The organism is Amphritea atlantica (assembly GCA_024397875.1).
GTDB classification, from domain to species: Bacteria; Pseudomonadota; Gammaproteobacteria; order Pseudomonadales; family Balneatricaceae; genus Amphritea; species Amphritea atlantica_B.
Genome location: CP073344.1, coordinates 257,603 through 284,039, shown reverse-complemented (window position 1 = coordinate 284,039; position 26,437 = coordinate 257,603). Strand labels below are relative to the sequence as shown.

Below are 26,437 nucleotides of genomic sequence, written 5' to 3'. Positions count from 1 at the left end.
CCGCGGCAAGCGAGGTGCGATTGTTACTAGTTCAGTCGCTCAAACACGGTAGCAATACCCTGCCCCATACCGATACACATGGTTGCCAGCCCCAGAGTGCCATTATTCTGCTCCATCACATTCAGCAGGGTGGTCGAGATCCTTGTGCCGGAACAGCCCAGAGGATGACCCAGCGCTATCGCCCCGCCATTGAGATTGACCCGCTCCTCCATCTGATCCATCAGTTTAAGGTTCTTTAATACCGCCAGCCCCTGAGCCGCAAAGGCTTCGTTCAGCTCAACGTAATCGATATCTTCGATACGCAGTCCCGCCCGTTTCAGCGCCTTCTGGGTTGCCGGTACCGGACCATACCCCATGATGGAAGGATCGCAGCCGGCCACCGCCATCGAACGGATCTTCGCCCGGGGCTTCAGACCCAACGCCTGAGCGCGGGCCGCTGACATCATCAGCATCGCCGAAGCACCATCAGAGAAAGCCGAGGAGGTGCCAGCCGTGACCGTACCAACTTTAGGGACAAATACCGGCTTCAGCGTTGCCAGGGTTTCCGCCGTCGTTTCCGGGCGGATAACTTCATCCTGCTCAAGCAGGGATTTGAAACCGTTTTCGTCATGCCCCTCAACCGGCACAATCTCATTATCAAAACGGCCTTCCCGACGGGCTTCATCGGCGAGCCGGTGGGAGCGGGCACCAAAGGCGTCCTGCTCTTCACGACTGATCATATTCATCCGCCCCAGCATCTCTGCGGTCAGCCCCATCATCATCGCTGCCTTGGCCACCTGCTTACTCATCTGCGGATTGATATCGATACCATGGAGAATATCCAGATGCCCCATATGCTCAACACCGCCAACCATAAACAGATCACCGTTGCCGCTGATGATCGCCTGAGCCGCCGTATGCAGTGCAGCCATAGAAGAACCACACAAACGGTTGACGGTCTGGGCCGCTACACTGTGGGGTAATCCGGCCAGCACTGCGGCGTTGCGACCAATATTAAAGCCCTGTTCTTTGGTCTGGTTTACACAGCCCCAGATCACATCCTCAATCTCGGCAGGGTTAACACCGGGATTACGTTCCAGCAAACCGTTCATTACCCGGGCAGACAGTTCTTCAGCACGAACATTCCGGAAGGAACCGCCTTTGGACTTCCCCATCGGGGTACGTACCGCATCGACGATGACTACATCATTTGGATTCAGACTCATCTTCGATTCCTCCTTAATTAACGTGCTTATTTGAGTGAGAGTTCAGGTATGTTGTGCCACTGGCAGCCATCTGTTGCATCTTTCCGGTTGGCTGGTATAGCGGCCCCAGATCAGCATACTTAGCCGCCATCTCGCAGAACGCCGCCAGCCCCATCTCATCCAGATAGTGGAAGACACCGCCCCGGAAAGGGGGGAAACCGATACCGTAGATCAACGCCATATCCGCCTCTGCCGGTGAAGCGACAACCCCTTCCTCCAGACAACGAACCGTTTCAATACACAGCGGGATCATCATCCGCTCAATAATCTCCTGCTCTTCAAACGTTCTCGCGCTGCCCACCGTGCCTTTCAGCAACTGATCGACCTCATCATCGACAAACTTGACAGGCTTGCCCCTGCGATCCAGTTCGTAGTGGTAAAAACCCTGGCTGTTTTTCTGACCAAACCGTTCCAGCGAGTACATCCGGTCAATCACCGACTCACCTTCATGAGACATCCGTTCCGGAAAGCCTGCAGCCATCACCTGATCGGCATGGTGAGCCGTATCAATACCCACCACATCCAGCAGATAAGCCGGACCCATTGGCCAGCCAAACCGCTCCATGACTGTGTCCACCTGCCGGAAATCAGCGCCATCGCGCAGCAAACCATTAAAACCGCCAAAGTAGGGAAACAGCACCCGGTTGACCAGGAATCCCGGGCAGTCATTCACTACGATCGGCGTTTTTCCCATCGCCGTGGCATAAGCGACGGTACGGGCGACCGTTGCTTCTGAAGTCTTCTCACCCCGGATCACCTCTACCAGCGGCATCATATGTACCGGATTGAAGAAGTGCATACCGCAGAAATTTTCCGGACGCTTGAGTGATTTGGCTAACTCAGTGATTGAGATGGTAGAAGTGTTGGACGCCAGCACCGCATCGTCGGCAATATGCTGTTCCGTTTCCGCCAACACCATCCCCTTAACTTTCGGATTTTCAACCACCGCTTCAACCACCAGATCGACAGTGCCGAAGTCACCATAGCTGAGGGTTGGCCGGATCCGGTTGATGGTCGTTGCCATTTTAACGGCGTCAATCCGGCCCCGTTTCAGCTGACCCCCGAGCAGTTTGTTGGCTTCATCAAGACCCAGCTGGATAGCGGTCTCGTTGATATCCTTCATCAGGATCGGTACGCCTTTCGAGGCGGACTGATAGGCAACCCCGCCCCCCATAATACCGGCACCCAGAACCGCCGCCTGAGTAACTTTTTCCGCCTTCGACTCATAGCCACGGCTGACCTTTTTGACATACTGGTCCTTCATGAACAGGCCCACCAGCGCTTTCACCACAGGACCCGAGGCCAGTTTAGCAACCCCCTGCACCTCAGCCCGAATCGCTTGTTCACGATCCAGGCCGCAGGACTTCTGAATCGTCTTCACCGCCTGTAACGGAGCGGGATAGTGGGGTCCCGCTTTGGCACCAATCATCCCTTTGGCCGTTTCGAAAGCCATCATCTGCTCAATCTGATTCAGCTTCACCGGGCTCTGCTTTTCACTGCGGCGGGCAGCATAATCAAATTTACCTTCGGCACACTGGCGCAGCAGATCAATCGCCGCCTCACGCACCCTGTCCTGCGCCACGACGGCATCGACGGCACCATCTTTCAGTGCGGCATCGGCGCGTTTCTCGGCACCGGTACAGATCCATTCATTGGCATTATCAATGCCGATAAGACGGGGCAGACGCACAATACCACCCCAGCCAGGGTTGATCCCCAGCTTCACTTCCGGCAGACCCACTTTAGCCTTCTCACCCAACACTCGATAGTCAGTGGCGAGACACAGCTCAAACCCACCACCCAGCGCCAGACCATTGATCGCCACTACTGTAGGGCAAGGCAGATCCTCCACCGCATTGAAAATGGCATGGGTTTCCAGCAGCTTTTCAATCAGCCCTGCTTCACCCTGTTCAAACAGTGAACTGAACTCTGTAATATCAGCCCCGACAATAAAACTCTCTTTGGCACTGCTGAACAGTACCCCTTTAATACCTTCGACCGCACCCAGCCGGGCTACCGCATCTTTCAGCTCCCCAAGGGTTTGCTGATTAAACTTATTCACCGGTTCATTGTTCAGATCGAAACACAGCTCATAAAAGCCGTTGTCGATCTCCTGAACCTGAATAGCTTTGCCTTCAAATTGCATGGTGCACTCCATACTCAGGATAATTATTGTTAGTCATAGCCAGAATCTGACTCTTTCTCTGTACGCCGGACGTCCAAATCAAAAACAGGGAGATAACACTGCGTACAGTACAGACTTTTTAATACTAGTCGCGGGGGATTTTCCAGCAATAACAAAAATAGCCTATATCAGTAACAAAATCGTCTATTTGAAAAATATATTATTTAAAATCATAATGTTATGAAAAATAAAAAATTAACAATTATACGCTCAAAATTATCACAACCGGCTTTCATTCGACACAACAGCGCCTAAAATAAGGGAGGAGCTCCAGTACGAAAGCGGGTTACATATCAGATAGGGCCAAATACCATTACAATAGTCCGAAAATGGCTACGCTTTCAGATCGCTCATGCACTCAACGATTTTTGACAACCCGGTATTGCAACCAGCGCTACGCTGGATCTCACGCAGATTTCTGAAAATGAAAAAGTGGCAACTGGATTTCACAGCCATACAGGGGATCGATAAGTGTGTCCTGATCGGAGCTCCTCATACCAGCAACTGGGACCTGCCCTATGCACTGATGCTGGCCTTTAGTCAGGAACTGCCTATTTACTGGATGGGAAAAGTGCAGATATTCAGGTTCCCGTTCCGCCACCTGATGATGTGGCTGGGAGGGCTCCCCATTGACCGGTCGAAATCTGTTAATGTCGTCTCCCAGGCCGCCGCTCAGTTTGATAATGCAGATCAGCTCTATCTGGTCATCGCTCCCGAGGGCACCCGTTCACAGGTTGACGAGTGGAAAACCGGCTTCTACCATATCGCCCATCAGGCAGGTGTTCCGGTTCTGACCGCTTATATCGACTGGCGCACCCGGCGGGCCGGTATCTATACCGCTTACTACACCAGCGGCGACAGTGAAAAAGATGTCGCCGAGATAAAAGCACTTTATGGCGACCTGCTGTTACGCCATAAGGGTAACCGATATGGTTAAAAGCGGGAGAAATCCGGTTCACGTTTTTCCATAAACGCCTGCAGCGCTTCTGCAGCCTCCGCTGACTGCAGCCTGGCAGCGAACTGTTTTACCTCAGCCACCAGCACTGCATCTAACTGATTCCGTATATGGCTGCGCAACATCGCCTTACTCTGGCGCACGGCTTCTGGCGCCAGCGCTGCCAGTTTTTCTGCCTCCAGCATCGCCAGATCCTTCAGGCTGTTGTGCATCACCACCCGATTGATCAGCCCCAACTCCCTGGCGGTGGCAGCACTGAAAGCTTCCCCCATAACCAGCAGTTCGAACGCCCGCCGATGCCCGGCCAGCTGCGGTAACAGAAGACTGGAGCCCCCTTCCGGGACCAGCCCCAGGCGGGCAAACGGCAACTGAAAACGGGCCTGATCACTGGCGATAACCAGATCACAATGAAGCAGAATGGTGGTCCCAATACCGACCGCAACACCCGGCACCACCGCTATAACCGGCTTGGCCAGTGCGGCTATCGTCTGCAGAAACGTTAAGGGGGCCGCAACGGCATCCGGGCGACTCGCTGCCGCGATAAAATCGGCAATATCGTTACCGGAACAGAAGCTGTCACTGGTGGAGCCCAGCAGAATTACTCTGACATCCGGGTCCCCATCGGCACTGATCAGCGCCTGAGTTAAATCTTCGTACATCGCCAGCGTGAGAGCATTTTTTTTCTCGGGGCGGTTCAGCAAAATCTGACAAATTCGATCCCGGGTTGTGACATTCAGTAGTTCACTCACAACGGACTCCTGTATACGCACATTCTATATTTGGCATGATTCGTTAGCGTCCGGCAGACTCGCGGTTCAGGCAGCATCACTTTCAGGTTTATCATTGCGCAGCATACGCCGCAGCACTTTACCCACATTTGATTTTGGCAGGTCATCGATGAACTCCACAACCTTCGGGACTTTATAAGGGGTCAGCCGCTCCTTACACCAGTTACGGATCTCCTCGCTGGTGACACTCTCCTTTGCAACCACATAAAGCTTCACAATCTCGCCACTATGCTGATCCGCTATTCCGACAGCCGCACACTCAACCACAGCAGGATGCAGGGTTACCACATCCTCGACCTCATTCGGATAGACATTGAAGCCGGAAACATTGATCATATCTTTAGCCCGGTCAACGATACGCAGATAGCCATCGGCTTCAATAATCGCCACATCACCGGTAATAAAGAAGCCATCATCGGTAAAACAGCTTCGGGTTGCCTGTTCTTTCTGCCAGTACCCCAGCATCACCTGAGGCCCTTTAACGCAGAGTTCTCCCGGCTCACCCACACCGAGCGCCTGGCCTTCAGCGCCGACTATTTTTACCTCAGTTTCTGCCACCGGTGGTCCAATCGTACCGATGCGGATATGACCTGGAGGATTCATCGCCACTGCCGGTGAGGTTTCAGTCAGGCCATAGGCTTCCAGTACCTCACAACCGGTTAACTTTTCCCATGCGGTTGCGGCAGCTAAGGTCAGCGCCATGCCGCCAGACAGAGTGACTTTAAGCCGACTGAAATCGATCGTGTTACTGTCTTTATGGTTACAGATCGCCACAAACAACGTATTCAGCCCGATAAAGGCAGACACAGTATGCTTCTGTAACTCTTTAATAAAACCGTTTATATCGCGGGGGTTTGCGATCAGCAGGTTATTGCCACCCAGCTCGAGCACCGCCATGGTGATGGTGAAAGCATAAATATGATAAAGCGGTAAAGGCGCGACCACCGTCTCAGCCCAGTCCTCCTCCGCGCCGGATATCAGTTTGACGCCCTGAAGAAAATTGGAAATCAGATTACCGTGAGTCAGCATCGCGCCTTTAGAAACCCCGGTGGTGCCGCCGGTATACTGTAACACCGCAACATCCGCGCACTGTTGCGTCACCGCTTGCGGCTGCTGGCCGGCTTTCTGATCTAACGCATGGCGCAATTCAATCGCCTGAGGCAGATGATATGCAGGCTCCATCTTCTTAATATACTTGACTGCGGAGTTGATCAGTAACCGTTTTAATGGCGGATGCAGATCGGCGATCTGGGTAGTAAAAATATATTTAATGGGGGTATTGGCAATGATCTTATCAACATTGTGCGCCACCCCTTTATAGACCACCAATGCTTTAGCCCCGGAGTCATTAAACTGTTTCTCCAGCTCTCTGGGGGTGTACAACGGATTGGTATTAACAATGATCAGACCCGCTTTCAGTGCGCCAAACAGCACCACCGGATACTGATTCAGGTTCGGCAACTGAATCGCGATACGATCTCCCGGCTGCAGCTCTGTTTCCTGCTGCAGGTAAACGGCAAACGCATCCGACAACCGCCCCAGTTCAGCATAACTCATCGCATAGCCAAAGCTGGTAAAGGCTGTTTTAGCGCCATAATCACTGACGATTCGCTGTATAACGTCTGTCAGTGTGCTATAGCCTTTTGGATTCAGATTTTCTGGAATCCAACTGCCGCGTACTTTTTGATCCATGTTCAGATCCCATCTACTGTAATTGTTATTGTTGTTTGGCTGTTTTATACAGGATACAGCGTTCAACCTGCCTATCTCAGCATAAGCGCTCAGAGAAAAAAGTCGAATAAAATCAGCAGCAACGGCGATGTAATACTGCTGTTTTAGGGGTTAACTGGCCGGAAACAGTGCTTCCAGACGGGTGGCCAGCATAATATCACCGTCGGCACGGATGCGCCCCGCCATAAACGCCTGCATACCATTGGTTTCACCAGCCAATATCTCTTTGAAAGTCTGACTATCCATCATCAGAACTACGCTGGGACTATCATGCTCACCTTTTCCCAGAACGCAGCTGCCTCCTGAAATTGCAGCATAATAACAATCCCCTTCATCCAGCTTATACTGAAATACCGCCTCAAGACCTGCTGCAGCAGCGCTGTTAAACCGTCCGGTCATCGTATCAAACAACCCCTGGATCGCTGACATATCGTTCTCCCTTGTTCCGTTTTCCTGCGACGTCATCTGTGAACCTTTACGCCGCAAGCGAGAATTAACACTGATCAGGCCGGTCAGTAACGCCCGACCGGCTTTATTTCGAAGTCGTTTCATTATTATTCAGCTAACGATGATCAACAGGAAAACTCATCTTCATCCATCGCCAGAAGGTTATCTGCACCTGAATCGATGGTCGCTTCGAGCGTTTTCGTGCGTGGCAAAATCCGCTCAAAATAGAACCGGGCAGTTTTCAGTTTTGCCTGGTAAAAACTCCGGTCGCCCTCTCCTGCATCCAGTTTCTGCTGCGCAGTCACTGCCATACGGGCCCACAGGTACGCCATCGTTACGTAGCCTGAATACATCAGGTAATCCACCGACGCAGCGCCGACCTCTTCCCGGTTCATCATCGCTTTCATACCGATGCGGGTGGTCAGATCCCCCCACTCCCGGTTAATCCGGGCCAGCGGACTGATAAACTCCTGCAGCGGACGGTTATCTGCCTGAGACTCACAGAACTTATGTATCACTTTGGTAAAGGACTTCAGTGATTCGCCCTGAGTCATCAGCACTTTACGGCCTAACAGGTCGAGCGCCTGAATACCGGTGGTACCTTCATAGAGCATCGAGATACGGCTATCGCGAACGTTTTGCTCCATTCCCCACTCACTGATATAGCCATGGCCACCGAAGATCTGCATCCCCAGATTAGCCGATTCAAAACCGGTTTCAGTCAGGAACGCTTTCGCAATCGGAGTCAGGAATGCCAGTTGAGTATCGGCCTGCTCACGTTCCTCACTGCTGCTAGCCAGATTCACTTTATCTACCAATTGGGCACAGTAATAGATCAGTGCCCGGCCACCTTCGGCAAAGGCTTTCTGGGTCAGTAACATGCGTCGCACATCCGGATGCACAATAATCGGATCGGCGGGTTTATCGGGACAGGCCGGGCCATTCAGTGCCCGCATTTGCAAACGATCCCGGGCATAGGCCAGTGAGTTCTGATAGCCCCACTCAGTATGTGCCAACCCCTGCAAAGCAGTGCCCAGACGCGCGGTATTCATAAAGGTGAACATACAGTTCAGGCCTTTGTTTTCAGGCCCGATCAGATAACCGGTAGCGCCATCAAAATTCATCACACAGGTGGCGTTACCGTGGATGCCCATTTTATGCTCCAGCGAACCACAGCTGAGACTGTTCCGTTCAGCTACATTTCCAGCCGTATCCGGCATAAACTTGGGCACGATAAACAGCGAGATCCCTTTAGTACCCTGAGGCGCATCCGGCAGACGGGCCAGCACAATATGCACAATATTGTCGGCCATATCGTGCTCACCGGCGGAGATAAAAATCTTGGTTCCGCTAATTTTATAGCTGCCATCCGCCTGGGGTTCTGCTTTGGTTTTCAGCATCCCCAGATCGGTACCGCAGTGGGACTCGGTCAGGCACATAGTCCCGGTCCATTCACCGCTGATCAGTTTGGTCAGATAGGTCTGTTTCTGTGTTTCAGTACCGTGTGCTTCGATGGTGTTCATCGCACCGTGGCTCAGCCCCGGATACATACTCCAGGACCAGTTAGCTGATCCGACCATCTCATTGAGTACGATACCGATCGACTCCGGCAACCCCTGACCACCCCACTCAGGATCATGAGCCAGTGATGGCCAGCCACCCTCAACAAACTGTTGATAGGCCTCTTTAAAGCCAGCAGGCGTCTTCACCTCGCCGTCATTCAACTGGCAGCCTTCCCGGTCGCCTACCTGGTTCAGAGGCGCGAGCACGCGCTCAGCGAACTTAGCGCCCTCCTCCAGAATCGCACTGACCATATCCGGGGTGGCCTCTTCACAGCCCGGCAGGTTCTGGTAGTGCTGTTCACTTTGCAGCATTTCATCCAGTACAAACTGAATATCTCTTAAGGGCGCTTTATATTCCGGCATGATGACACCTCGATAGATCCTGTATCGCGATCTGTGTCTCAGACACAGATCGCTACTGTTATTTATTGTATGCCCTCAGGATCTATGAAGCGCTCTCATTTACCAATAACAAAACCTTTCATTATCACTAACACAAAAAATCATAATCTGAATAAATCAATATTAATCATTAAATAACAACAAGATACGAAATACTCATCAGCTTATTTTTATTAACAAAAAAGCCCGGACAAGCCGGGCTTTTTCATGTAAACCAGTTTACTGCTGCAATACCGGCAGCACCGCATCAGACAGACCGATGCGTAATACCAGAATATCGCAGTCCAGCCTCGGCAATATCCGCTCCGCCGTATTGCCAATCAGCAGCCCCTGAATGCCACCCCGGGCACGGGTGCCTATCACCACCAGTCGTGCCGCCAGTTGACCCGCCACCTCCGGAATCCAGTATTCAGGCGGCCCCTCACCGACTGCGAGCGTCTGTGCCTGCAGCTGCAGCCGGTTCAACTGAGCCTCTGCTGCCTGTCGCGCCCGAGCCTGAATCAACTGCTCCGACTGCATCTGCGGCTCTCCCCCCATCATCGCAGAGGGACAGGCGACTGCGGCCGCCAGTGCCGAACCGGTCGCTAACGCAATCTGCGCGGCGACCTTCAACAGATCATCATTGAGCTGTAACTGATGACGATCTTCAGCAAGCGCGTTAACCGCAACCATGACCACACCGTCCTGCCACAGCTGGTCTCGCTTAACCAGCAATACCGGACAGGGAAGCTCTCGCAGAATCTGTCCATCAACCGAGGTCATAAACCCCTTCCTGCGCGGATCACAGCTTTTCACCAATAACCCAAAAGGCTGTTGTGACAGCAGTTTAGCCAGCAACGCCAGCAGCTTATCTCCGGATGTGGTCTCAAGGGTGACAGAGATACCATCACTCTCCAGCTGCCTCACCGGCTCACTGGCTTTTTGCCCGTCATCGCCGAGCCAGACCAGGGTGACAGGGCTGTGCAAACGTCCAGCTATCAGGCGACAGCGTTGCAATGCATTACACGCCTGATCACGTTGATCAAGCACCAGCAATATGCGTTTATTCAACAACATGTTTTACCTCCGTCCGGGCGCTGTTCTGAACCCGATCACACCTCAACAGACAGGCCAGTGCCGGCAGCAACACCAATGCCCCCAGCATGTTCCAGAGGAACATAAAGGTTAGCAGCACCCCCATATCCGCCTGAAACTTGATCGGTGAAAACACCCAGAGCACCACCCCGATAGCCAGGGTTAATCCGGTAAAGGCAACCGATTTACCGGTGGTTTTGAGGGTATTAAGGTAGGCCTCCTGCAACTCCATTCCCTGCACCAGATAGGTGTTCAGCTTGGAATAGATATAGATACCGTAGTCCACACCGATCCCCACTCCCAGGGCAATCACCGGCAGGGTCGCCACCTTGACGCCAATACCAAAACCGGCCATCAGCGCCTGACACAGAATAGACGTCAGCGCCAGCGGGGCGATAATACAGACCAGCGTTTTTAATGAGCGGAATGTCAACAGGCAGAGTAAAGCCACCACGCCATATACCCAGGCCAGCATCTGATACTGAGCGGTCCCGATCACCTCATTGGTGGCGGCCTCAAAACCTGAGTTGCCAGCGGCCATTTCAAACGCTATCTGATCGGAACCGTACTCTGCAGCGAACGTCTCTATCCGCCGGGTCAGATTACTCAGGGTTGCGGCCTTATGATCATCCAGGAAGATAATCACCGGCAACAGCGAACAGGAAGGGTTCATCAGCCCTGCGGGCACATAGGAAAGGGAAGCATTGATCACCAGCTGATTACGGCTCACCGTGCGCCACTTGAGATTGCCTTCATTCAGTCCGGCGGTAACCCGCTTGGAGACATCCACCAGAGAGACACTCGACTGTACCCCCTCAATATTAGTCAGGTAGTACTGAAAGCGATCCACCAGCGACAGCGTAGCGAAACTGGAACACTGATCTTTTTGCGTACTCACCATCACCACAAAGATATCGCTGGAGGTAGAGTAATGCTGAGTAATAAAGCGGTTATCCAGATTATATCGCGAATCCGGGCGCAACTCGGGGGCACCACTGTCCAGATCGCCGATCTGTAATTTTTGTCCCTGATACAGCCCCCCCACCAGCAACACCAGAGCAACCGCTACGGCAAATTTTGCACCGACAGGGGTCGCAAACCAGGTCAGCAGACGCCAGCCGCTGTGCTGTTTTTGCTCAGCACTCCGGGCTCTCCGGGTTGCTCGTTCACCAATTCCCAACAACGACATGATAACCGGCAGCAGAAACAGATTGGTGAGGATGATCACGGCAATCCCCAGCGACGCCGCAATCGCCAGATCCTGAATCACCCGAATTTCTATCACCATCAGAGTGACAAAACCGATGCCGTCCGACAGCAGAGCCGTCAGGCCCGGAATATACAGCGCCCGGAACGCCCGTCGCGCTGCCAGCCAGCGGTCAGCACCGCGGGCGCTCTCCAGCGCGATCGTGTTAACGATCTGCACCCCATGACTGACCGCAATGGCGAACACCAGAAAGGGCACCAGCATTGAGTAGGGATCGAGCCCGTAGCCCAGCAGTTTTAACAACCCCAACTGCCAGATCACCGCGATGACGGAACAGGCCAGCGGTACCAGCGTGCCGGTGATGCTACGGGAGTAAAGGTACAGCAGCACCAGAGTAATCAGCAAAGCGATGCCGAAAAACAGCGCCACCTGAGTCGCACCCTCGATAAGATCGCCGACTATTTTGGCAAAGCCGGTAATATGGATGCTGATATTGTCAGACTGGTATCGGTCCCTTATCAGGGTTTCCAGCTGTTGTGACAAAACCCGATAGTCGAGTTTTTCACCACTATCCGGGTGTTTATCAAACAGCGGCACCTGAACAATTGCCGAACGGAAATCGTTGGCCACCAGCCGTCCCACCTGACCGGATCGCAGGATATTAACCCTGAGCTGTTCGAGACTGGCCGCAGAGCCATCATAGTCCGGCGGAATCACCGGGCCACCGACAAACCCCTCTTCGGTGACTTCGGTCCAGCGTACATTGGGCGTCCAGATGGAGGTCAGCGCCGACCGGTCTACCCCGGGGATAAAGAACAACTCATCGGTAATCTGTTGCAGCGTCTGCTGAAACTCCGCAGTAAAAATATCCCCCTTAGGTACCGCCACCGCAACCCGGACACTGTTTCCCAGTCCGGCAAGGTCATCGCGGTTTTTGAGATAGTTCTCCACGTAGGGATGGGAGGTCGGTATCATCTTTACAAAGCTGGCATCGGGACGGATCTGAACCGCCTGCCAGCCGAGGAACAGGGTCAGTGCTGCAAATACCAGTAATACCGGCAATCGATGGTGGAACAGAAACCGTTCAGCAAACTCTTCAGACCCTTTGATCGGCGCCAGCAATAACCGCGTTAGTTTATTCATGTGCGACCTCCAGCGTCTGTAATCCACCTTCCCCCACCAGAATATATTCACCGTTCAGCGCCAGACCGGCGCTCAGGGAGTGTCTACCGCCACTCGGCAGTTGCGAGAAGGTCTGACCATCCGGACTCTGAAGAATCATCCCCCCCTGCCCCAGCAACACCAGCTTATCGGCCTTCGCCACAGCACTCAGCAGGGTAACTTGGTAGCCTGTTTCCACCGGCGACCACTCCAGCCCGCCGGAAGAACGATAGAGGTGTCCCCGCAGCCCCATCAGGTATAACTGCTGGTTAAATTCGGTGATTCCGAAAAAAGAGCCTTCATAGGGCGTATCAATACGACTCCAGCGATCACCGCCATCCTCAGAGCGAAATAGCAGCCCGGCCTCGCCGACTATATACAGATACCCCCGGTGGTCTGCCATCATCGCATTGAGGTGGAAATTATCCGGGTTGTCCAGGCGGTCACCCCAGTATTCCCAGCTGTCACCACCATCCCCGGTTTTCAGCAACAGTCCATACCCCCCCAGCGCAAAACCATGCTGAGCATCGGCAAACCAGATATCCAGCAGCGGCACACCGGCGCCCTCTTCCACGGCAGCCTCAGCATCAGCAGCCTGCCAGGCAATATTATCCAGCTGTTCCGCCAACAGGTCATTATCCGGTTCGGCATCGGACAGGACCTGTATCTCGGCCATTTTTTGCTGGAGCTTTTGTAACCGCAGTTGATTGATCTGATGACCATCCAGCAACGTGCGCCAGCCGACACCACCATCATCGGTCGCAGCAATCAGCCCGTCATGTCCGGTCAGCCAGCCATGCTCGGCGTCAGCAAAGTAAACCGATGTCAGCATCACGCTGAAGGGCGTTTGCTGCTGCTGCCAGCTACGCCCCTGATCGATCGAGCGCATGACAATACCCTGATCACCCACGGCAACCAGTTGCTTGTCACTTGCCGCAATATCCAGCAGCAGCGACTGATCCGCACGAGAGGAAAGCAGCGCGGGGGTGTTAAGGCGATCGGCGACGGGCTGAGCCAAAGCAGAGCCTGCCAGCAAAACAGCAGATGCCATTAAAAAACAAATTAGCGAACGGATCGGATCCATACTCTTCCCAGTTATTATCATTATGCAGGAATCAGCTTTCTCTCTGACGTTAGCATCGACCACCAGCCGCCGGAAATAAATGTCTGAGGGTAAGAATCATTAACAAAAACGGTCAATTGCTCAATAACAAATAGTGGCAATATCATTAACACTTTCTGCCACTGCACAGGATGCAAACATCCCAGATCAATATAACCTTATAAAAGTCCACTGCTTAGATTGCAATTAGTGGACCGCCAGAGGTAGAGTTAGCCACTGCGACAGAGGCATTAACATCTTTGGGTGTAAAATCTGTGAATTTGTTCGAAGCTTGGTAAAAAGCCGACTATCCTCAGATATCCCCCTTAGAGAAACTCTGCATAGAACAATAAATGGAGATTAGCTCGATGAATCAATTCCGCAAAACCTTGCTGGGTCTGAGTACCGCCGTTTGCATGATGGGTTTAACCGCTGCAGCGCAAGCTGAAACGCTTAAGATCGGCCTCGCGGGACCGGCAACCGGCCCTGTTGCCCAGTATGGCGATATGCAAAAGATCGGCGTAATGGCAGCCATTGAAGATATCAACAAAGCTGGCGGCGTTAACGGCATGATGCTGGAAGGTGTGATCTATGACGATGCCTGTGACCCGAAACAAGCGGTCGCGGTGGCGAACAAAATCGTTAACGATGGTATAACACAGGTGGTTGGCCACCTCTGCTCTTCTTCAACAGAGCCGGCTTCCGATATCTATGACGAGGAAGGTGTGCTGATGATTACAGCCGCGTCTACCTCCCCTTCGATCACAGAGAAAGGCTACCAGACGATTTTCCGCACCATCGGTCTGGACAGTCTGCAGGGCAGCATGGCAGCCGAGTACATTCTGGATACGGCTAAACCTGCACGCGTTGCCGTGATCCATGATAAGCAGCAATACGGTGAGGGTCTGGCAACTGCGGTACGTGATCAGCTGGCCGAAAGCGGCGTTAAAGCGGTTATGTTTGAAGGCGTAACCCCGGGTGATAAAGACTTCTCTGCACTGATCGCCAAGCTTAAGAGAGAGGATGTTGATTTCGTTTACTACGGTGGTTACCACCCGGAACTGGGTCTGATCCTGCGTCAGTCTGCTGAAAAAGGCTTCGATGCTCAATTCATGGGACCGGAAGGCGTTGTTAACTCCGATCTGGCAAAAATTGCCGGTGACGCTGCCGAAGGTGTACTGGCAACCGCACCGAAGAGTTTCGACCAGAACCCTGTCAACCAGGCCCGGGTAGAAGCGATTAAAGCCAAAGGCGAGGATCCAACCGGTCCATTCGTATTCACCGCCTACGCGGCTGTTGAAGTAATGACCAACGCCATGGAAGCGACCAAATCTACCGACTCAGAAAAACTGGCTGATTACATTCGTGCTCACGATTTCGACACTGCGATCGGAAAAGTCAAATATGACGAGAAGGGTGACCTGACTGAATCGACCTTCCTGGTGTACCGTCTGCACAAAGATGGATCTAAAACTCCAGCTGAGTAATTCATTGTAATAACAATAGATTAGCAAACTCCGGCTGTACCAGCCGGGGTCCGCAAATCCCGATTCCCTGGTGCCGTGATCCGATGCCGGGGATTCGTTTTATATGGTCCCTGCAAATGTCAGAATTTTCGCTTTATCTGCTGCAACAGCTTATTAACGGGCTGACCATCGGCTCCACCTATGCCCTGATTGCTATCGGCTACACAATGGTTTACGGCATCATAGGCATGATTAACTTTGCCCACGGCGAGATCTATATGATCGGCTCCTACGTGACATTTATTGTCATCGCAGGCTTGGTGAGCATGGGGATGGTGAGCCTTCCCATTATTCTCGTCGTGGCGCTGGTTGTGGCTATCTTTATTGCCAGCACTTACGGCTGGACCGTAGAACGGGTAGCCTACCGCCCACTGCGTGGTTCAAACCGGCTCATTCCCCTGATCTCGGCGATAGGTATGTCGATCTTCCTGCAAAATTTCGTCGTCCTCTCCCAGGGCTCACGGGATGTGGCACTGCCACCACAGATCATCGGAGGCTGGGCATTTGGAGATCCGAGTGTCTTCGAAGTCTCCCTCTCCTATATGCAGGTAATGATCTTCGTTACCACCTTTATCACGATGACCGGCCTCACCCTGTTCATCTCTAAATCCCGCATGGGGCGTGCCTGCAGAGCCTGTTCAGAAGACCTGGGCATGACCAACCTGCTGGGCATAAATACCAATAAGGTTATCGCGCTGACATTCATAATCGGCGCAGCACTGGCGGCAATCGCTGGCTTGTTACTCGGACTTTATTATGGCGTGGTCAACCCTTTCGTGGGCTTTATCGCCGGACTCAAGGCCTTTACTGCGGCAGTGCTCGGAGGCATAGGCTCAATACCCGGTGCCGTTCTCGGAGGCCTGATATTAGGGGTTACCGAAGCGATGACGGCGGCCTTTTTCCCATCCGAATATAAAGATGTAGTGGCCTTTGGCCTGCTGGTAACAATTCTGCTGTTCCGTCCAAGCGGACTGTTAGGTAAACCGGAGATCGAGAAAGTATGACCACCAGTAAATTATATAATGCGATTTTTGCGGCTGGCATCACACTGATCCTCGCGAGCCTGATGATCGGCGTAAAACTCGATACGGAAGGTACGCAACTGTCGGTCAAGGGAGCAACCGCTGCGCAGTGGACATGGATTGGCGGCGGCATCGCCGTGGTCTTTTTCTCTCAGTTGTTCAGTCAGCAGATAGATGCCCTGTTCGCCAAGCTTCCCAGACCAAACATCGGCACGTTGCTACCCCAGGACAAAAAGATGGCCAGTCTCAAACCCTGGCTAATCTCCGCGCTCATTGTGGTGATGCTGATCTGGCCATTTATGGTCTCCAGAGGCTCCGTAGACCTGGCAACCCTGACACTCATCTACATCATGCTGGGACTGGGCCTGAACATTGTGGTCGGGCTGGCGGGCTTGCTGGATCTGGGCTTTGTTGCTTTCTATGCGGTCGGCGCCTACACCTACGCCCTTCTATCTGAGTATTTTGGCATGTCCTTCTGGGCCTGTTTGCCGATCTCCGCAGGACTCGCGGCTACTTTCGGTTTCTTGCTGGGCTTTCCGGTGCTGCGCCTCAGAGGTGATTACCTGGCGATTGTCACCCTCGGCTTCGGTGAGATTATTCGCATACTGCTGAATAACTGGACTTCACTGACCGGAGGGCCTAACGGTATTTCCGGTATTGCCAAGCCAACGCTTTTTGGCCTGGAGTTCAACCGCAGAGCGAAAGAGGAAGGCGCCGTGACTTTCCATGAGTACTTTGATATGGACTACTCCAGTTCCTATAAAGTGATCTTTCTGTATCTGGTCGCAGTGTTACTGGTGATCGGTGTGATCTATCTGATCAACCGTCTGATGCGGATGCCGATTGGACGCGCCTGGGAAGCGCTGCGGGAAGATGAAATCGCTTGTCGCTCGCTGGGACTGAACCGGACAGCAATAAAGCTATCTGCATTTACTCTGGGGGCATCAACAGCAGGTTTTGCCGGCGCATTTTTCGCTGCCCGGCAGGGCTTTATCAGTCCTGAGTCTTTTGTCTTCATCGAGTCAGCCATCATTCTGGCTATCGTCGTTCTGGGCGGCATGGGTTCACAATATGGCATTATTCTGGCCGCCATTGTCATGACTATTTTGCCGGAACTGGCACGAGAGTTTTCAGAGTACCGAATGCTGCTGTTCGGCCTGATGATGGTACTGATGATGCGCTGGCGTCCGGAAGGACTCATACCGATGAAACGACCGCACCTGGAGTTAAAACAGCCATGAGTCAGCTACTACTGGATGTAAACGGTCTGACCATGCGCTTCGGCGGCCTGGTTGCGGTAAACGGTGTCAACCTTAAGGTTAAGAATCGCCAGATCGTTTCAGTTATCGGCCCGAACGGTGCCGGAAAAACCACCGTATTTAATTGCTTGTCGGGTTTTTATATCCCCACCGAAGGCAGCGTCATGCTAAAGAACGAGCAGATTGCCGGCCTGAAAGACTATCAGATTTCACGCAAGGGTCTGGTACGCACCTTTCAGCATGTCCGCCTGTTTCAGAAAATGACCGTGATTGAAAATATGCTGGTGGCACAGCACCGGCATATGAATACCAATCTGCTGTCCGGGTTACTGAAAACCCCCAACTACCGCCGCCTTGAAAAAGACGCGATGGAACATGCGGCACACTGGCTGAAAGAGGTCGGTCTGATGGATTATGCCAACCGGGAAGCGGGTAATCTGGCTTACGGACAGCAACGTCGCCTTGAGATTGCCCGCTGCATGGTCACTCAGCCTGAGCTACTGATGCTGGATGAACCGGCAGCCGGCCTCAACCCTAACGAGACCAAAGAGCTGGATGAGCTGATCATTAAGCTGCGCGATGAGCACGAGATCTCGATCCTGCTGATTGAGCACGATATGAGTCTGGTTATGGGCATCTCCGATCATATCTACGTGATTGCCCAGGGTACTCCCCTGGCTAATGGCACTGCGGATGAGATCAAGAACAACCCTGACGTGATCAAAGCCTATCTCGGTGAGGAATAAAATGCTGCAAATCGACAATGTAAGCACCCACTACGGTCAGATTCAGGCCCTGCATGATGTCAGCGTGAATATCGAACAGGGTGAGATTGTGACCCTGATCGGAGCCAATGGCGCAGGAAAAACCACCCTGATGATGACCATCTGCGGTGACCCCAGGGCGTCATCCGGCAAAATCAGCTTCGACGGTGAAGAGCTGACCCATATCAATACCCCCGATATTATGCGCAAAGGCCTGGCGATCGTTCCTGAAGGGCGCCGGGTATTCAGTGCGATGACGGTGGAAGAAAACCTGTTTATGGGCGCCTACTTCCGCTCCAAGGAGGACGCTCAGCAAACGGTACAACATGTGCTGCAGCTATTCCCGCGTCTTGAGGAGCGCTTTAAACAACGCGCCGGCACGATGTCGGGTGGCGAACAACAGATGCTTGCGATTGGCCGGGCGCTGATGAGCAAACCCCGGTTGCTGTTACTGGACGAACCATCGCTCGGACTGGCGCCGATTATCATCCAACAGATTTTCAGTATTATCGAACGCCTGCGGGATGAGGGAGTAACCATATTTCTGGTGGAACAAAATGCCAACCAGGCATTGCGAATAGCCGACCGGGCCTATGTTCTGGAAAATGGCCGGATCGTTAAAACCGACTCCGGGGCGAACCTGCTGAACGATGCATCGGTGCAGCAAGCCTATTTAGGAGGTTAAAAATCACCACTGGATGAATATAAAACCAGCCAATCGGCTGGTTTTTTTTTGTAGTCGGGTTGTAGCGTATCCAAAACCCGCGACCACTGACATTCAGCCGTAAAATCTGGCACACTTGAGCGGACATACCTGGAGTGCAGAGACCCGATGAGCCAGCTTGAAACTCTCATTAATAGCAGCGACGAAAACCTCCTCACCCTGCTTTCCAGCCTGTGCCAGGGTGCAATCGCCATTGATCAGCAATGTCGGGTTGTCTGGCTTAGCGAACAGTACCGGGAGTTTCTTAACCTGCCGGCAGACTCAGTTTTCACCGGATACCCGGTAGAAGAGATTTTACCGACAACACAACTCCCCCGCGTCGTTAAAACAGGTCAGCCCAGCTTTCTCGACCTTATGCAGATCAATAATCGCTGGTGTGCTGTCACCCGTCTGCCACTGAAAAACCCCGATGGTTCAGTATTCGGTGCTATCGGTTTTATCTTCTATGACAACCTGAATAACCTGCAACCGTTGTTTGATAAATTCGCCCGTCTGAAAAAACAACTGGTATCGGAAAACCTGTTGCGCACCAGTAAATATGAACTGAATGATCTGGTGGGTGACTCGGCCCCGCTTCTTAAAGTCAGGCGTCAGGCACTCAGAGCCGCTCAACTGGACACTACCATCCTGTTGCTGGGCGAGACCGGCACCGGTAAAGAGCTGCTGGCGCAAGGTATTCACAACGCCTCCCCCCGGAGAGATGGCCCCTTTGTCGGCATAAATATGGCGGCACTGCCGGAAACACTGGTGGAATCGGAGCTGTTTGGTGCCGTGGCTGGCGCCTTTACCGGTGCCAGTAAAGGCGGTCGGCAGGGAAAAATACAGCTCGCCGCTGGCGGCACCCTGTTCCTCGATGAGATTGCCGATATATCCGCTGCGATACAGGCAAAATTGTTACGGGTTATACAGGAACGGGAAGTGGAAGCTCTGGGTTCCAATCGTTTAGAAAAAGTGGATGTCAGAATTATCGCGGCGACATCCCGCAACCTTAAACAACTGGTTGATCAGGGACTTTTCCGGGAGGACCTGTACTATCGGCTCAACGTTCTCCCGCTCCGGCTTCCGGCGCTGCGTGACAGAAAATCCGATATACCGGCACTCTGCAACCATCTACTACTGAAAATTGCCCAGGACTCGGGACTACCCGCACTGGAACTCAGCACTGAGGCGATAACCTGGCTGCAACAGTATCACTGGCCTGGCAATGTCAGAGAGTTACATAACCGGCTGGAACGGGCCTGCGTGATGGCAGAACTGGACGCCATCTATCCGGATGATCTAGGCGCAGACGATTTAGTCCAGGCTTCCCCGCTGCTCTCCGACGAGAGTCTGCCCCAGATCCGCAGCAAAGCGGAAGCCAGCTCTCTGCAACAGGCACTGGAACAGTGTCAACACAATAAAACCCGGGCAGCTAAACTACTGGGGATCTCCCGCGCGACACTCTACAACCGGATCAAGCGTCTAAATCTGTAAAGCCTCATAATTACTATTAGACACTTTTATACATAATGTATTAAAAATTAGACACAAAAAGCACCAACCTGAAAAGCATTTATCCATAAGGCATTGATTCCAAAGAATTTATCATCTATGGCCCGCCGTTTGCTATTTATAGGCCTATATTAAAAAAATAATAAACTCAGGATCTATCCATGTCTAAGCAGATCAGTGCAGAGCAGGCCGCCCAACTTATACCTGATAACGCGACACTCGCTACCGGTGGTTTTATTGGTATCGGCTTCGCTGAAGCCATTGCCAAAGCAATAGAACAACGCTTTCTCAGCTGCCAGCAGCCACAGAAACTATCTCTGGTCTATGCGGCCGGTCAGGGTGACGCACAGCACAGAGGGCTGAATCATTTCGCCCATGAAGGTATGGTGGGTAAAGTGATTGGCGGTCACTGGGGATTAGCACCGGGCCTGGGGAAACTGGCAACAGACAACCGCATCCAGGCCTACAATCTGCCTCAGGGCGTTATATGCCACCTGTTCAGAGATATTGCCGCGGGCAAACCCGGGACGCTGACCAAAGTTGGCCTGCACACCTTTGTTGACCCTCGCCAGGGGGGCGGCAAGATCAACAGCTGCACCCGCACCGATCAGGTTGAACTGATCGATCTCCACGGTGACGAATACCTGTTCTATAAAGCATTTCCTGTGGATATTGCCCTGCTACGTGGCACCACAGCCGACGCGGATGGTAATATTTCCATGGAACGGGAAGCCCTGCCACTGGAAGCTCTGGCGATCGCCCAGGCAACCCATAACAGCGGTGGTAAAGTGATCGTTCAGGTTGAACGCGTCACCCATCAGCATCATCTGACACCCGATCGGGTAAAGATACCGGGAATTCTGGTTGATCACTTTGTTATTGCAGACCCTGCTGACCACCCACAGACATTTGCCGAGCCTTTTAATCCGGCTTACTGTGGCGATATTGTTGCCACCGTTGATCAGGCAGCTGAACCACTTTCCGCTCGTAAAATCATCGGCCGCCGGGCATTGATGGCATTACAGAAGCAGTCTGTGGTTAACCTCGGTATCGGTATGCCGGAGATGGTTTCAGCGGTTGCTGTGGAAGAGAAGATGCTCAATGATTTCACCTTAACCGTTGAACCCGGCGGGATCGGCGGCCAGCCAGCCAGCGGTCTCAGCTTCGGCGCAGTCAGTAATGCCGCCGCAATAATCGATCAGCCCGCCCAGTTTGACTTCTATGACGGTGGCGGTCTGGATCAGGCCTTTCTGGGACTGGCTGAGACCTGTCCGCAGGGGCATGTGAATGTCAGTCGTTTTGGCAGCAAACTGGCGGGCGCCGGAGGCTTTATCAACATAACCCAGAACACCCGGGATCTTTACTTTCTTGGCACTTTCACCTCAGGACCACAACAGATTGAGATCAATAACGGTGAGCTGCAGATAATCAAAAATGGGCCGGTGAAAAAGTTTTTGCGTCAGGTACAGCAGATCACCTTCAATGGTGAATATGCTATTAAGCAAGGCCACTCGGTCACCTTTATCACTGAGCGGGCGGTCTTTCTGCTCACCGCCGCCGGGCTGAAGCTAACCGAGATCGCTCCCGGTGTCGATCTGCAAAAAGATATTCTTGAGCAGATGGAGTTCAAGCCGGCGATCGACGACAACCTGGCGCTAATGGATCCGCGACTGTTTAATCAGGGGCCGATGAACCTCCAACACAGCGGCAGCCATCCCGCAGGGCATATGCGTAAGCTGTGGTCGCAGCTGGTAACAAACTCAGATACTCAAACAGAAGATCTGGAGCGCTGTATTGCCAGTTAACGGTTCGCTTTTCTACCCACCTTAGTTAATACTGAGGCTATCATTCGCTCAGTTTAAGGACAGTTTATGAAAATGCTGACTCTGGTACGGCACGCCAAATCAAGCTGGGATGATCCCGAACTGTCCGATTTTAACCGCCCGCTTAATAAACGCGGCAAACGGGATCTGCCGCTTATGGCCGCCCGTCTGCTGCCGATGGGAATCCAACCAGACCTTATCCTCAGCAGCGGGGCCCGCAGGGCGATCACCACCGCTGAACAGATAGCACTGGCCCAGAATTATGCGGTGAATAATATCATTGAAGTGCCCGAGCTTTATCATGCCCGGGTAGAAACCCTGATAAACCTGCTACAAGGCCAGTCGGATCATTATCGGCACCTGATGGTTGTCGGACATAATCCAACCCTTGAGATGACCGGTTACTACCTGACCCGTGAAAGTATCCCGAATTTCCCCACCAGCGGAGTAATGCAGATCGCCCTGAGTATTACCAGCTGGGAGGAGCTGGCAGAATCCTGCGGCACCGTGGAACGACTGGATTACCCAAAACTTCATCAATAATCATCCGTTCCTGGAGAGCACCTGCAGCATTGGTGATATACTCAACAAACTCTCTCCATGTTGTCTGTAAAACGGAACCCTAGCGTTGAACCTTTATATCGACACCCTGCTCTTTACCAGCAATATTGTTGCGCCGATCTTTTTTATCGTTTCGCTTGGCTATCTGCTGATGCGCCTGAAAATTATTGATCAGGGCTTTATCGATACCGCTTCAAAGCTTGTATTTACCATCACCCTGCCGGTTCTGGTGTTTATGAGTATCTCCAGAATGGACTTTCAGGCAGTCTTCAATCCACAACTGATGGGCTATTTTATTGTCAGTACACTGATAATTGTGCCATTCATCTGGCTGTTCAGTCATTATTTTATTAAAGAGCCTGAAGATCTGGGTGTCTTCATTCAGGGGTCCTTTCGTGGCAACTATGGCATTATCGGACTGGCTATCAGCTTCAATATGTTTGGTAACGATGGTCTGGCGCTGGCCTCCCTGCTACTGGTCTGTGTTATTCCCCTCTACAATGTACTCTCAGTGCTGGCGCTGTCTCTGCCGATGCAACAGGTCAGTGGCCCCAGCATTACCCGGCCGATAAAAGAGATCGCCCGCAACCCATTGATTATCTCTGTATTAGTGGCCCTGCCATTCTCCTATTATGGCTGGGGACTTCCCTCTGCCGGCGATAAAATCGGTACCTATTTTGCCAACCTCACCCTGCCTCTGGCGCTGCTGGCGATTGGCGGTTCACTGAACCTGAAAAGTCTCAGAGACACCTCCGGCCGCTCCGGCTGGTCAACCCTGATAAAGCTGGTCATCATGCCGCTGGTGCTGACGCTGGGCGCCTGGCTATACGGCTTTAAAGGTCAGGAACTGGGCATCCTGTTTGTCCTGTTCGGCTGCCCCACCGCCGCCGCCAGTTTTATTATGGCGAAAGCGATGGGCGGCAATGCTCAGCTGGCGGCCAATATCATCTTGACGACAACGCTTGGCTCGGTCATCACCCTCAGTAGCGGCATCTACTTTCTACGTTTATGGAATCTGATCTGATTAAGGTAAAATAACCACTATCTGAGGTTAAGGAGTATTCTGATGCTGATGGCGTTCTTTGAAAATCTGCTGAATCTGTTTCTCGACACCGCTATCTGGCTGCTTTTCGGTCTGCTTCTGGCTGCCATACTGAAAGGCTGGATCCCCACTGCGCTGGTAAAAAAATGGCTCAGTGGCCCGGGTATTGGTTCGGTCATCCGGGCAGCTATCATCGGCGCGCCTCTGCCTCTATGCTCATGCGGCGTTTTACCTACCGCCATAGGGCTGCGCCGTTCCGGCGCATCAAAACCCGCCACCGTTTCTTTCCTGGTGGCAACACCTGAAACCGGTGTGGATTCAATCTCTGTCACCTACGCACTGCTGGGGCCCGTCATGGCGGTTATCAGGCCGCTATCCGCAATATTCAGCGCCATTACCAGCGGCATTATGATACTGCTGTTCGACCGCGAGGACTCTGACCAAAAGCCCAGCCCGTCGACTCGGGTGTCATCGGAGAAAGAAACCTGCTGCAGTATCAAAACAGAAAGCGTTGTCAGTAGCTGCTGTAGTCAGCAAGACGAGGTATCCAGCAACGGTTGCAGCAGCAAAACTGAATCCACGACTACATCCGCCTGCGGTGGACAGAACACTGAGCTGAAACAACCGGGCATTCTGAGCGGGCTGCAGTTTGCAATAGTGGATATTCTCGATGATATCTCCACCTGGCTGGCGGCTGGCCTGATATTGGCGGCAATTATTGCCACCCTGGTAGAACCTGCAAGCCTGAGTCAGTGGGGCAGCGGGTTGACGGGGATGCTGCTGATGCTGGTTGTCGGCCTGCCTCTGTATATCTGTGCCACTGCCTCCACGCCGCTGGCAGCGGCTCTGCTGGCGGCGGGAATGTCCCCCGGCGCGATACTGGTATTTCTGCTCGTTGGCCCTGCCACCAATATCGCATCCCTGGGAATTCTCAGCCGCGAACTGGGTGTCCGGGCGGTTATTATCTACCTGTGCGGCATCAGCAGCTGCGCCGTTTTACTGGGACTGGCAACCGATGCGGTACTGACCAGCCAGTCACTCGCCGTTGGCACCGCAATGGCCCATCACGATTCAGTCGCGTTTAGCGTACTGAAATGGAGCTCCGCAGTGATCCTGTTGCTACTGGCAGTTAAACCTCTGCGCCGACTGTACTGGAAAAATAGCACAGCAGCCTGCGCATGAGTTTTTTTACCCGCCGGAACCTGAACAAGCTGCAGCAGGCAGTGATCGAAGCGGATTTGATGCTCTTGAAGAAACAGTTTAATAAACTGGATCAGACACTGCTGGCAGAACACCTGTTTACCTATCACGAGCGCAGCTGCAATCTGCCAGAACTGGCGATTCAAGCGGGCCAGCCCAGCGCATTAGCGCATCTGCTAGACGCCGGCTGCAGCATTGCAGCGCATCAGCCCGAACCGCTGCTCTATCAGGCGCTGCAGCATCCACAGCAAAGCCTGAAACTGATGACGGTGCTTCTACAGGCGAACGCCCCATTCGCCTATCCGGATCACGATCCACAGCATGCCCTGCTGGCCTGTTTCAGATTTTGTCCGGCCTCCCAGCTGATGCTGCATCTGAGCCGCCTGAACGAATACGGCGCCGATCTTAATCAGGCGGATACTGAGGGCAAAACAGCCCTGTTACTGGCACTGCAATCAGAACACAAGCCGCTGGTACAGATGCTGATCAGCAGCGGCGCAGAGCTGCCGGATGGGCTTCAGGAGGGATGGTGTAGTGAGGAGATTTCTGGCTATGCCAGACGCCTGACCGATGACATTAAGATCAGGCAGATGATGCAGAGCTGACTCCAGAAAACGACTCTCAGTAACCGTTTCCGGGGACAGCCCCACCGATATAACTTATTTTTTCAACGCCGCAACCACCGATACCTCAACTAACAGCTCAGGTCGCGCCATCCGTGCTTCAACGCAGGCACGGGCCGGTGCATGGCCTTCTGGAACCCAGTTATCCCACACCTCATTCATGTCAGCAAAGTCTTTCATATCACGAATATAGAGGGTAGCTGAAAGGATATGCTCACGATCACTGCCCGCCTGCAGCAGCAGTGCATCGACCTTTTCCAGCATGGTGGCGGTTTGTTCTTTGATTCCTGCAGCGGCATCTTTGGCCACCTGGCCACACAGATAAACAGTATCATTATGGATAACAATACGGCTCATACGCTGGCCTGTTTCCTGGCGTTCAATTGACATCGGTATTCACCCTTAGTGTAAACCTGTCATTGTAGTGGATCATCGTACAGACACCAGCCAGATGCCCCTGAATTCAGGGTCATTGCCGGTGAAAACAGATAAAGTCAGGAGAATATCAGAAAATAAAACTGACCCACGACAGCAGAAGACCAGA

The 26,437-nt window shown here is 52.9% G+C and carries 22 protein-coding genes; 12 read left to right on the top strand and 10 right to left on the bottom strand.

The window, feature by feature from the left end:
- Positions 1-26: 26 nt before the first annotated feature.
- Positions 27-1,205: an acetyl-CoA C-acyltransferase FadA gene (gene fadA, locus KDX31_01090; protein ID UTW03674.1), complete on the bottom strand. Its 1,179-nt coding sequence runs from the start codon at positions 1,203-1,205 to the stop codon at positions 27-29.
- 13 nt (positions 1,206-1,218) lie between these two features.
- Positions 1,219-3,390, bottom strand: a complete 2,172-nt coding sequence (gene fadB / locus KDX31_01085; GenBank protein ID UTW03673.1) for a fatty acid oxidation complex subunit alpha FadB — start codon at positions 3,388-3,390, stop codon at positions 1,219-1,221.
- A 463-nt stretch (positions 3,391-3,853) separates the two neighbouring features.
- Between fadB and KDX31_01080 the strand changes: the two genes are divergently transcribed.
- Complete coding sequence (locus KDX31_01080; protein ID UTW03672.1) at positions 3,854-4,366, top strand: 1-acyl-sn-glycerol-3-phosphate acyltransferase; 513 nt, start codon at positions 3,854-3,856, stop codon at positions 4,364-4,366.
- Here the strand turns inward: KDX31_01080 and KDX31_01075 are convergent.
- From KDX31_01075 to KDX31_01045, 7 genes are all read right to left on the bottom strand, one after another.
- The gene (locus KDX31_01075; protein ID UTW03671.1) at positions 4,363-5,133 is read right to left on the bottom strand and encodes an enoyl-CoA hydratase; all 771 of its coding nucleotides are present in this window, start codon (positions 5,131-5,133) and stop codon (positions 4,363-4,365) included. The two genes, KDX31_01080 and KDX31_01075, sit on opposite strands and share 4 nt — an antisense overlap.
- Before the next feature lie 66 nt (positions 5,134-5,199).
- Entirely contained in the window at positions 5,200-6,864 is a 1,665-nt protein-coding gene (locus KDX31_01070) for an AMP-binding protein (protein ID UTW03670.1), read from the bottom strand.
- A gap of 150 nt (positions 6,865-7,014) precedes the next feature.
- Positions 7,015-7,332 carry an SCP2 sterol-binding domain-containing protein gene (locus KDX31_01065; protein ID UTW05249.1) on the bottom strand — a complete coding sequence of 106 codons (318 nt, stop codon included), beginning with the start codon at positions 7,330-7,332 and terminating at the stop codon, positions 7,015-7,017.
- Positions 7,333-7,475: 143 nt separating this feature from the next.
- Positions 7,476-9,275, bottom strand: a complete 1,800-nt coding sequence (locus KDX31_01060; GenBank protein UTW03669.1) for an acyl-CoA dehydrogenase C-terminal domain-containing protein — start codon at positions 9,273-9,275, stop codon at positions 7,476-7,478.
- 258 nt (positions 9,276-9,533) lie between these two features.
- Positions 9,534-10,370 (bottom strand): universal stress protein, encoded by an 837-nt coding sequence (locus KDX31_01055; protein UTW03668.1) that lies wholly within the window; start codon positions 10,368-10,370, stop codon positions 9,534-9,536.
- The gene (locus KDX31_01050) at positions 10,357-12,738 is read right to left on the bottom strand and encodes an RND family transporter (protein UTW03667.1); all 2,382 of its coding nucleotides are present in this window, start codon (positions 12,736-12,738) and stop codon (positions 10,357-10,359) included. The genes KDX31_01055 and KDX31_01050 overlap by 14 nt, the downstream gene beginning before the upstream one ends.
- Positions 12,731-13,774, bottom strand: coding sequence for a hypothetical protein (locus KDX31_01045; protein ID UTW03666.1), 1,044 nt, complete (start codon positions 13,772-13,774; stop codon positions 12,731-12,733). Before KDX31_01045 ends, KDX31_01050 begins: the two co-directional genes overlap by 8 nt.
- A 452-nt stretch (positions 13,775-14,226) precedes the next feature.
- Between KDX31_01045 and KDX31_01040 the strand changes: the two genes are divergently transcribed.
- From KDX31_01040 to KDX31_00990, 11 genes are all read left to right on the top strand, one after another.
- Complete coding sequence (locus tag KDX31_01040) at positions 14,227-15,345, top strand: high-affinity branched-chain amino acid ABC transporter substrate-binding protein (GenBank protein ID UTW03665.1); 1,119 nt, start codon at positions 14,227-14,229, stop codon at positions 15,343-15,345.
- Between the two features lie 116 nt (positions 15,346-15,461).
- On the top strand, positions 15,462-16,388 hold the full coding sequence (livH, locus tag KDX31_01035) for a high-affinity branched-chain amino acid ABC transporter permease LivH (protein UTW03664.1): 927 nt from the start codon (positions 15,462-15,464) through the stop codon (positions 16,386-16,388).
- On the top strand, positions 16,385-17,647 hold the full coding sequence (locus tag KDX31_01030) for a high-affinity branched-chain amino acid ABC transporter permease LivM (protein UTW03663.1): 1,263 nt from the start codon (positions 16,385-16,387) through the stop codon (positions 17,645-17,647). Before livH ends, KDX31_01030 begins: the two co-directional genes overlap by 4 nt.
- Positions 17,644-18,411: a high-affinity branched-chain amino acid ABC transporter ATP-binding protein LivG gene (gene livG / locus KDX31_01025; protein ID UTW03662.1), complete on the top strand. Its 768-nt coding sequence runs from the start codon at positions 17,644-17,646 to the stop codon at positions 18,409-18,411. Before KDX31_01030 ends, livG begins: the two co-directional genes overlap by 4 nt.
- Before the next feature lies 1 nt (position 18,412).
- Entirely contained in the window at positions 18,413-19,114 is a 702-nt protein-coding gene (locus tag KDX31_01020) for an ATP-binding cassette domain-containing protein (GenBank protein ID UTW03661.1), read from the top strand.
- A gap of 147 nt (positions 19,115-19,261) precedes the next feature.
- Positions 19,262-20,626 carry a sigma 54-interacting transcriptional regulator gene (locus KDX31_01015; protein ID UTW03660.1) on the top strand — a complete coding sequence of 455 codons (1,365 nt, stop codon included), beginning with the start codon at positions 19,262-19,264 and terminating at the stop codon, positions 20,624-20,626.
- Between the two features lie 179 nt (positions 20,627-20,805).
- Complete coding sequence (locus KDX31_01010) at positions 20,806-22,449, top strand: acyl CoA:acetate/3-ketoacid CoA transferase (protein UTW03659.1); 1,644 nt, start codon at positions 20,806-20,808, stop codon at positions 22,447-22,449.
- A 66-nt stretch (positions 22,450-22,515) separates the two neighbouring features.
- Positions 22,516-23,010, top strand: a complete 495-nt coding sequence (locus KDX31_01005; GenBank protein UTW03658.1) for a histidine phosphatase family protein — start codon at positions 22,516-22,518, stop codon at positions 23,008-23,010.
- A gap of 85 nt (positions 23,011-23,095) precedes the next feature.
- Positions 23,096-24,052, top strand: coding sequence for an AEC family transporter (locus tag KDX31_01000; protein ID UTW03657.1), 957 nt, complete (start codon positions 23,096-23,098; stop codon positions 24,050-24,052).
- Positions 24,053-24,094: 42 nt separating this feature from the next.
- On the top strand, positions 24,095-25,252 hold the full coding sequence (locus KDX31_00995; protein UTW03656.1) for an SO_0444 family Cu/Zn efflux transporter: 1,158 nt from the start codon (positions 24,095-24,097) through the stop codon (positions 25,250-25,252).
- Positions 25,249-25,875: a hypothetical protein gene (locus KDX31_00990; protein ID UTW03655.1), complete on the top strand. Its 627-nt coding sequence runs from the start codon at positions 25,249-25,251 to the stop codon at positions 25,873-25,875. The genes KDX31_00995 and KDX31_00990 overlap by 4 nt, the downstream gene beginning before the upstream one ends.
- A gap of 54 nt (positions 25,876-25,929) precedes the next feature.
- On the opposite strand, the gene KDX31_00985 is transcribed toward KDX31_00990, so the two are convergent.
- Positions 25,930-26,283 carry a RidA family protein gene (locus KDX31_00985; GenBank protein ID UTW03654.1) on the bottom strand — a complete coding sequence of 118 codons (354 nt, stop codon included), beginning with the start codon at positions 26,281-26,283 and terminating at the stop codon, positions 25,930-25,932.
- Positions 26,284-26,437 lie beyond the last annotated feature (154 nt).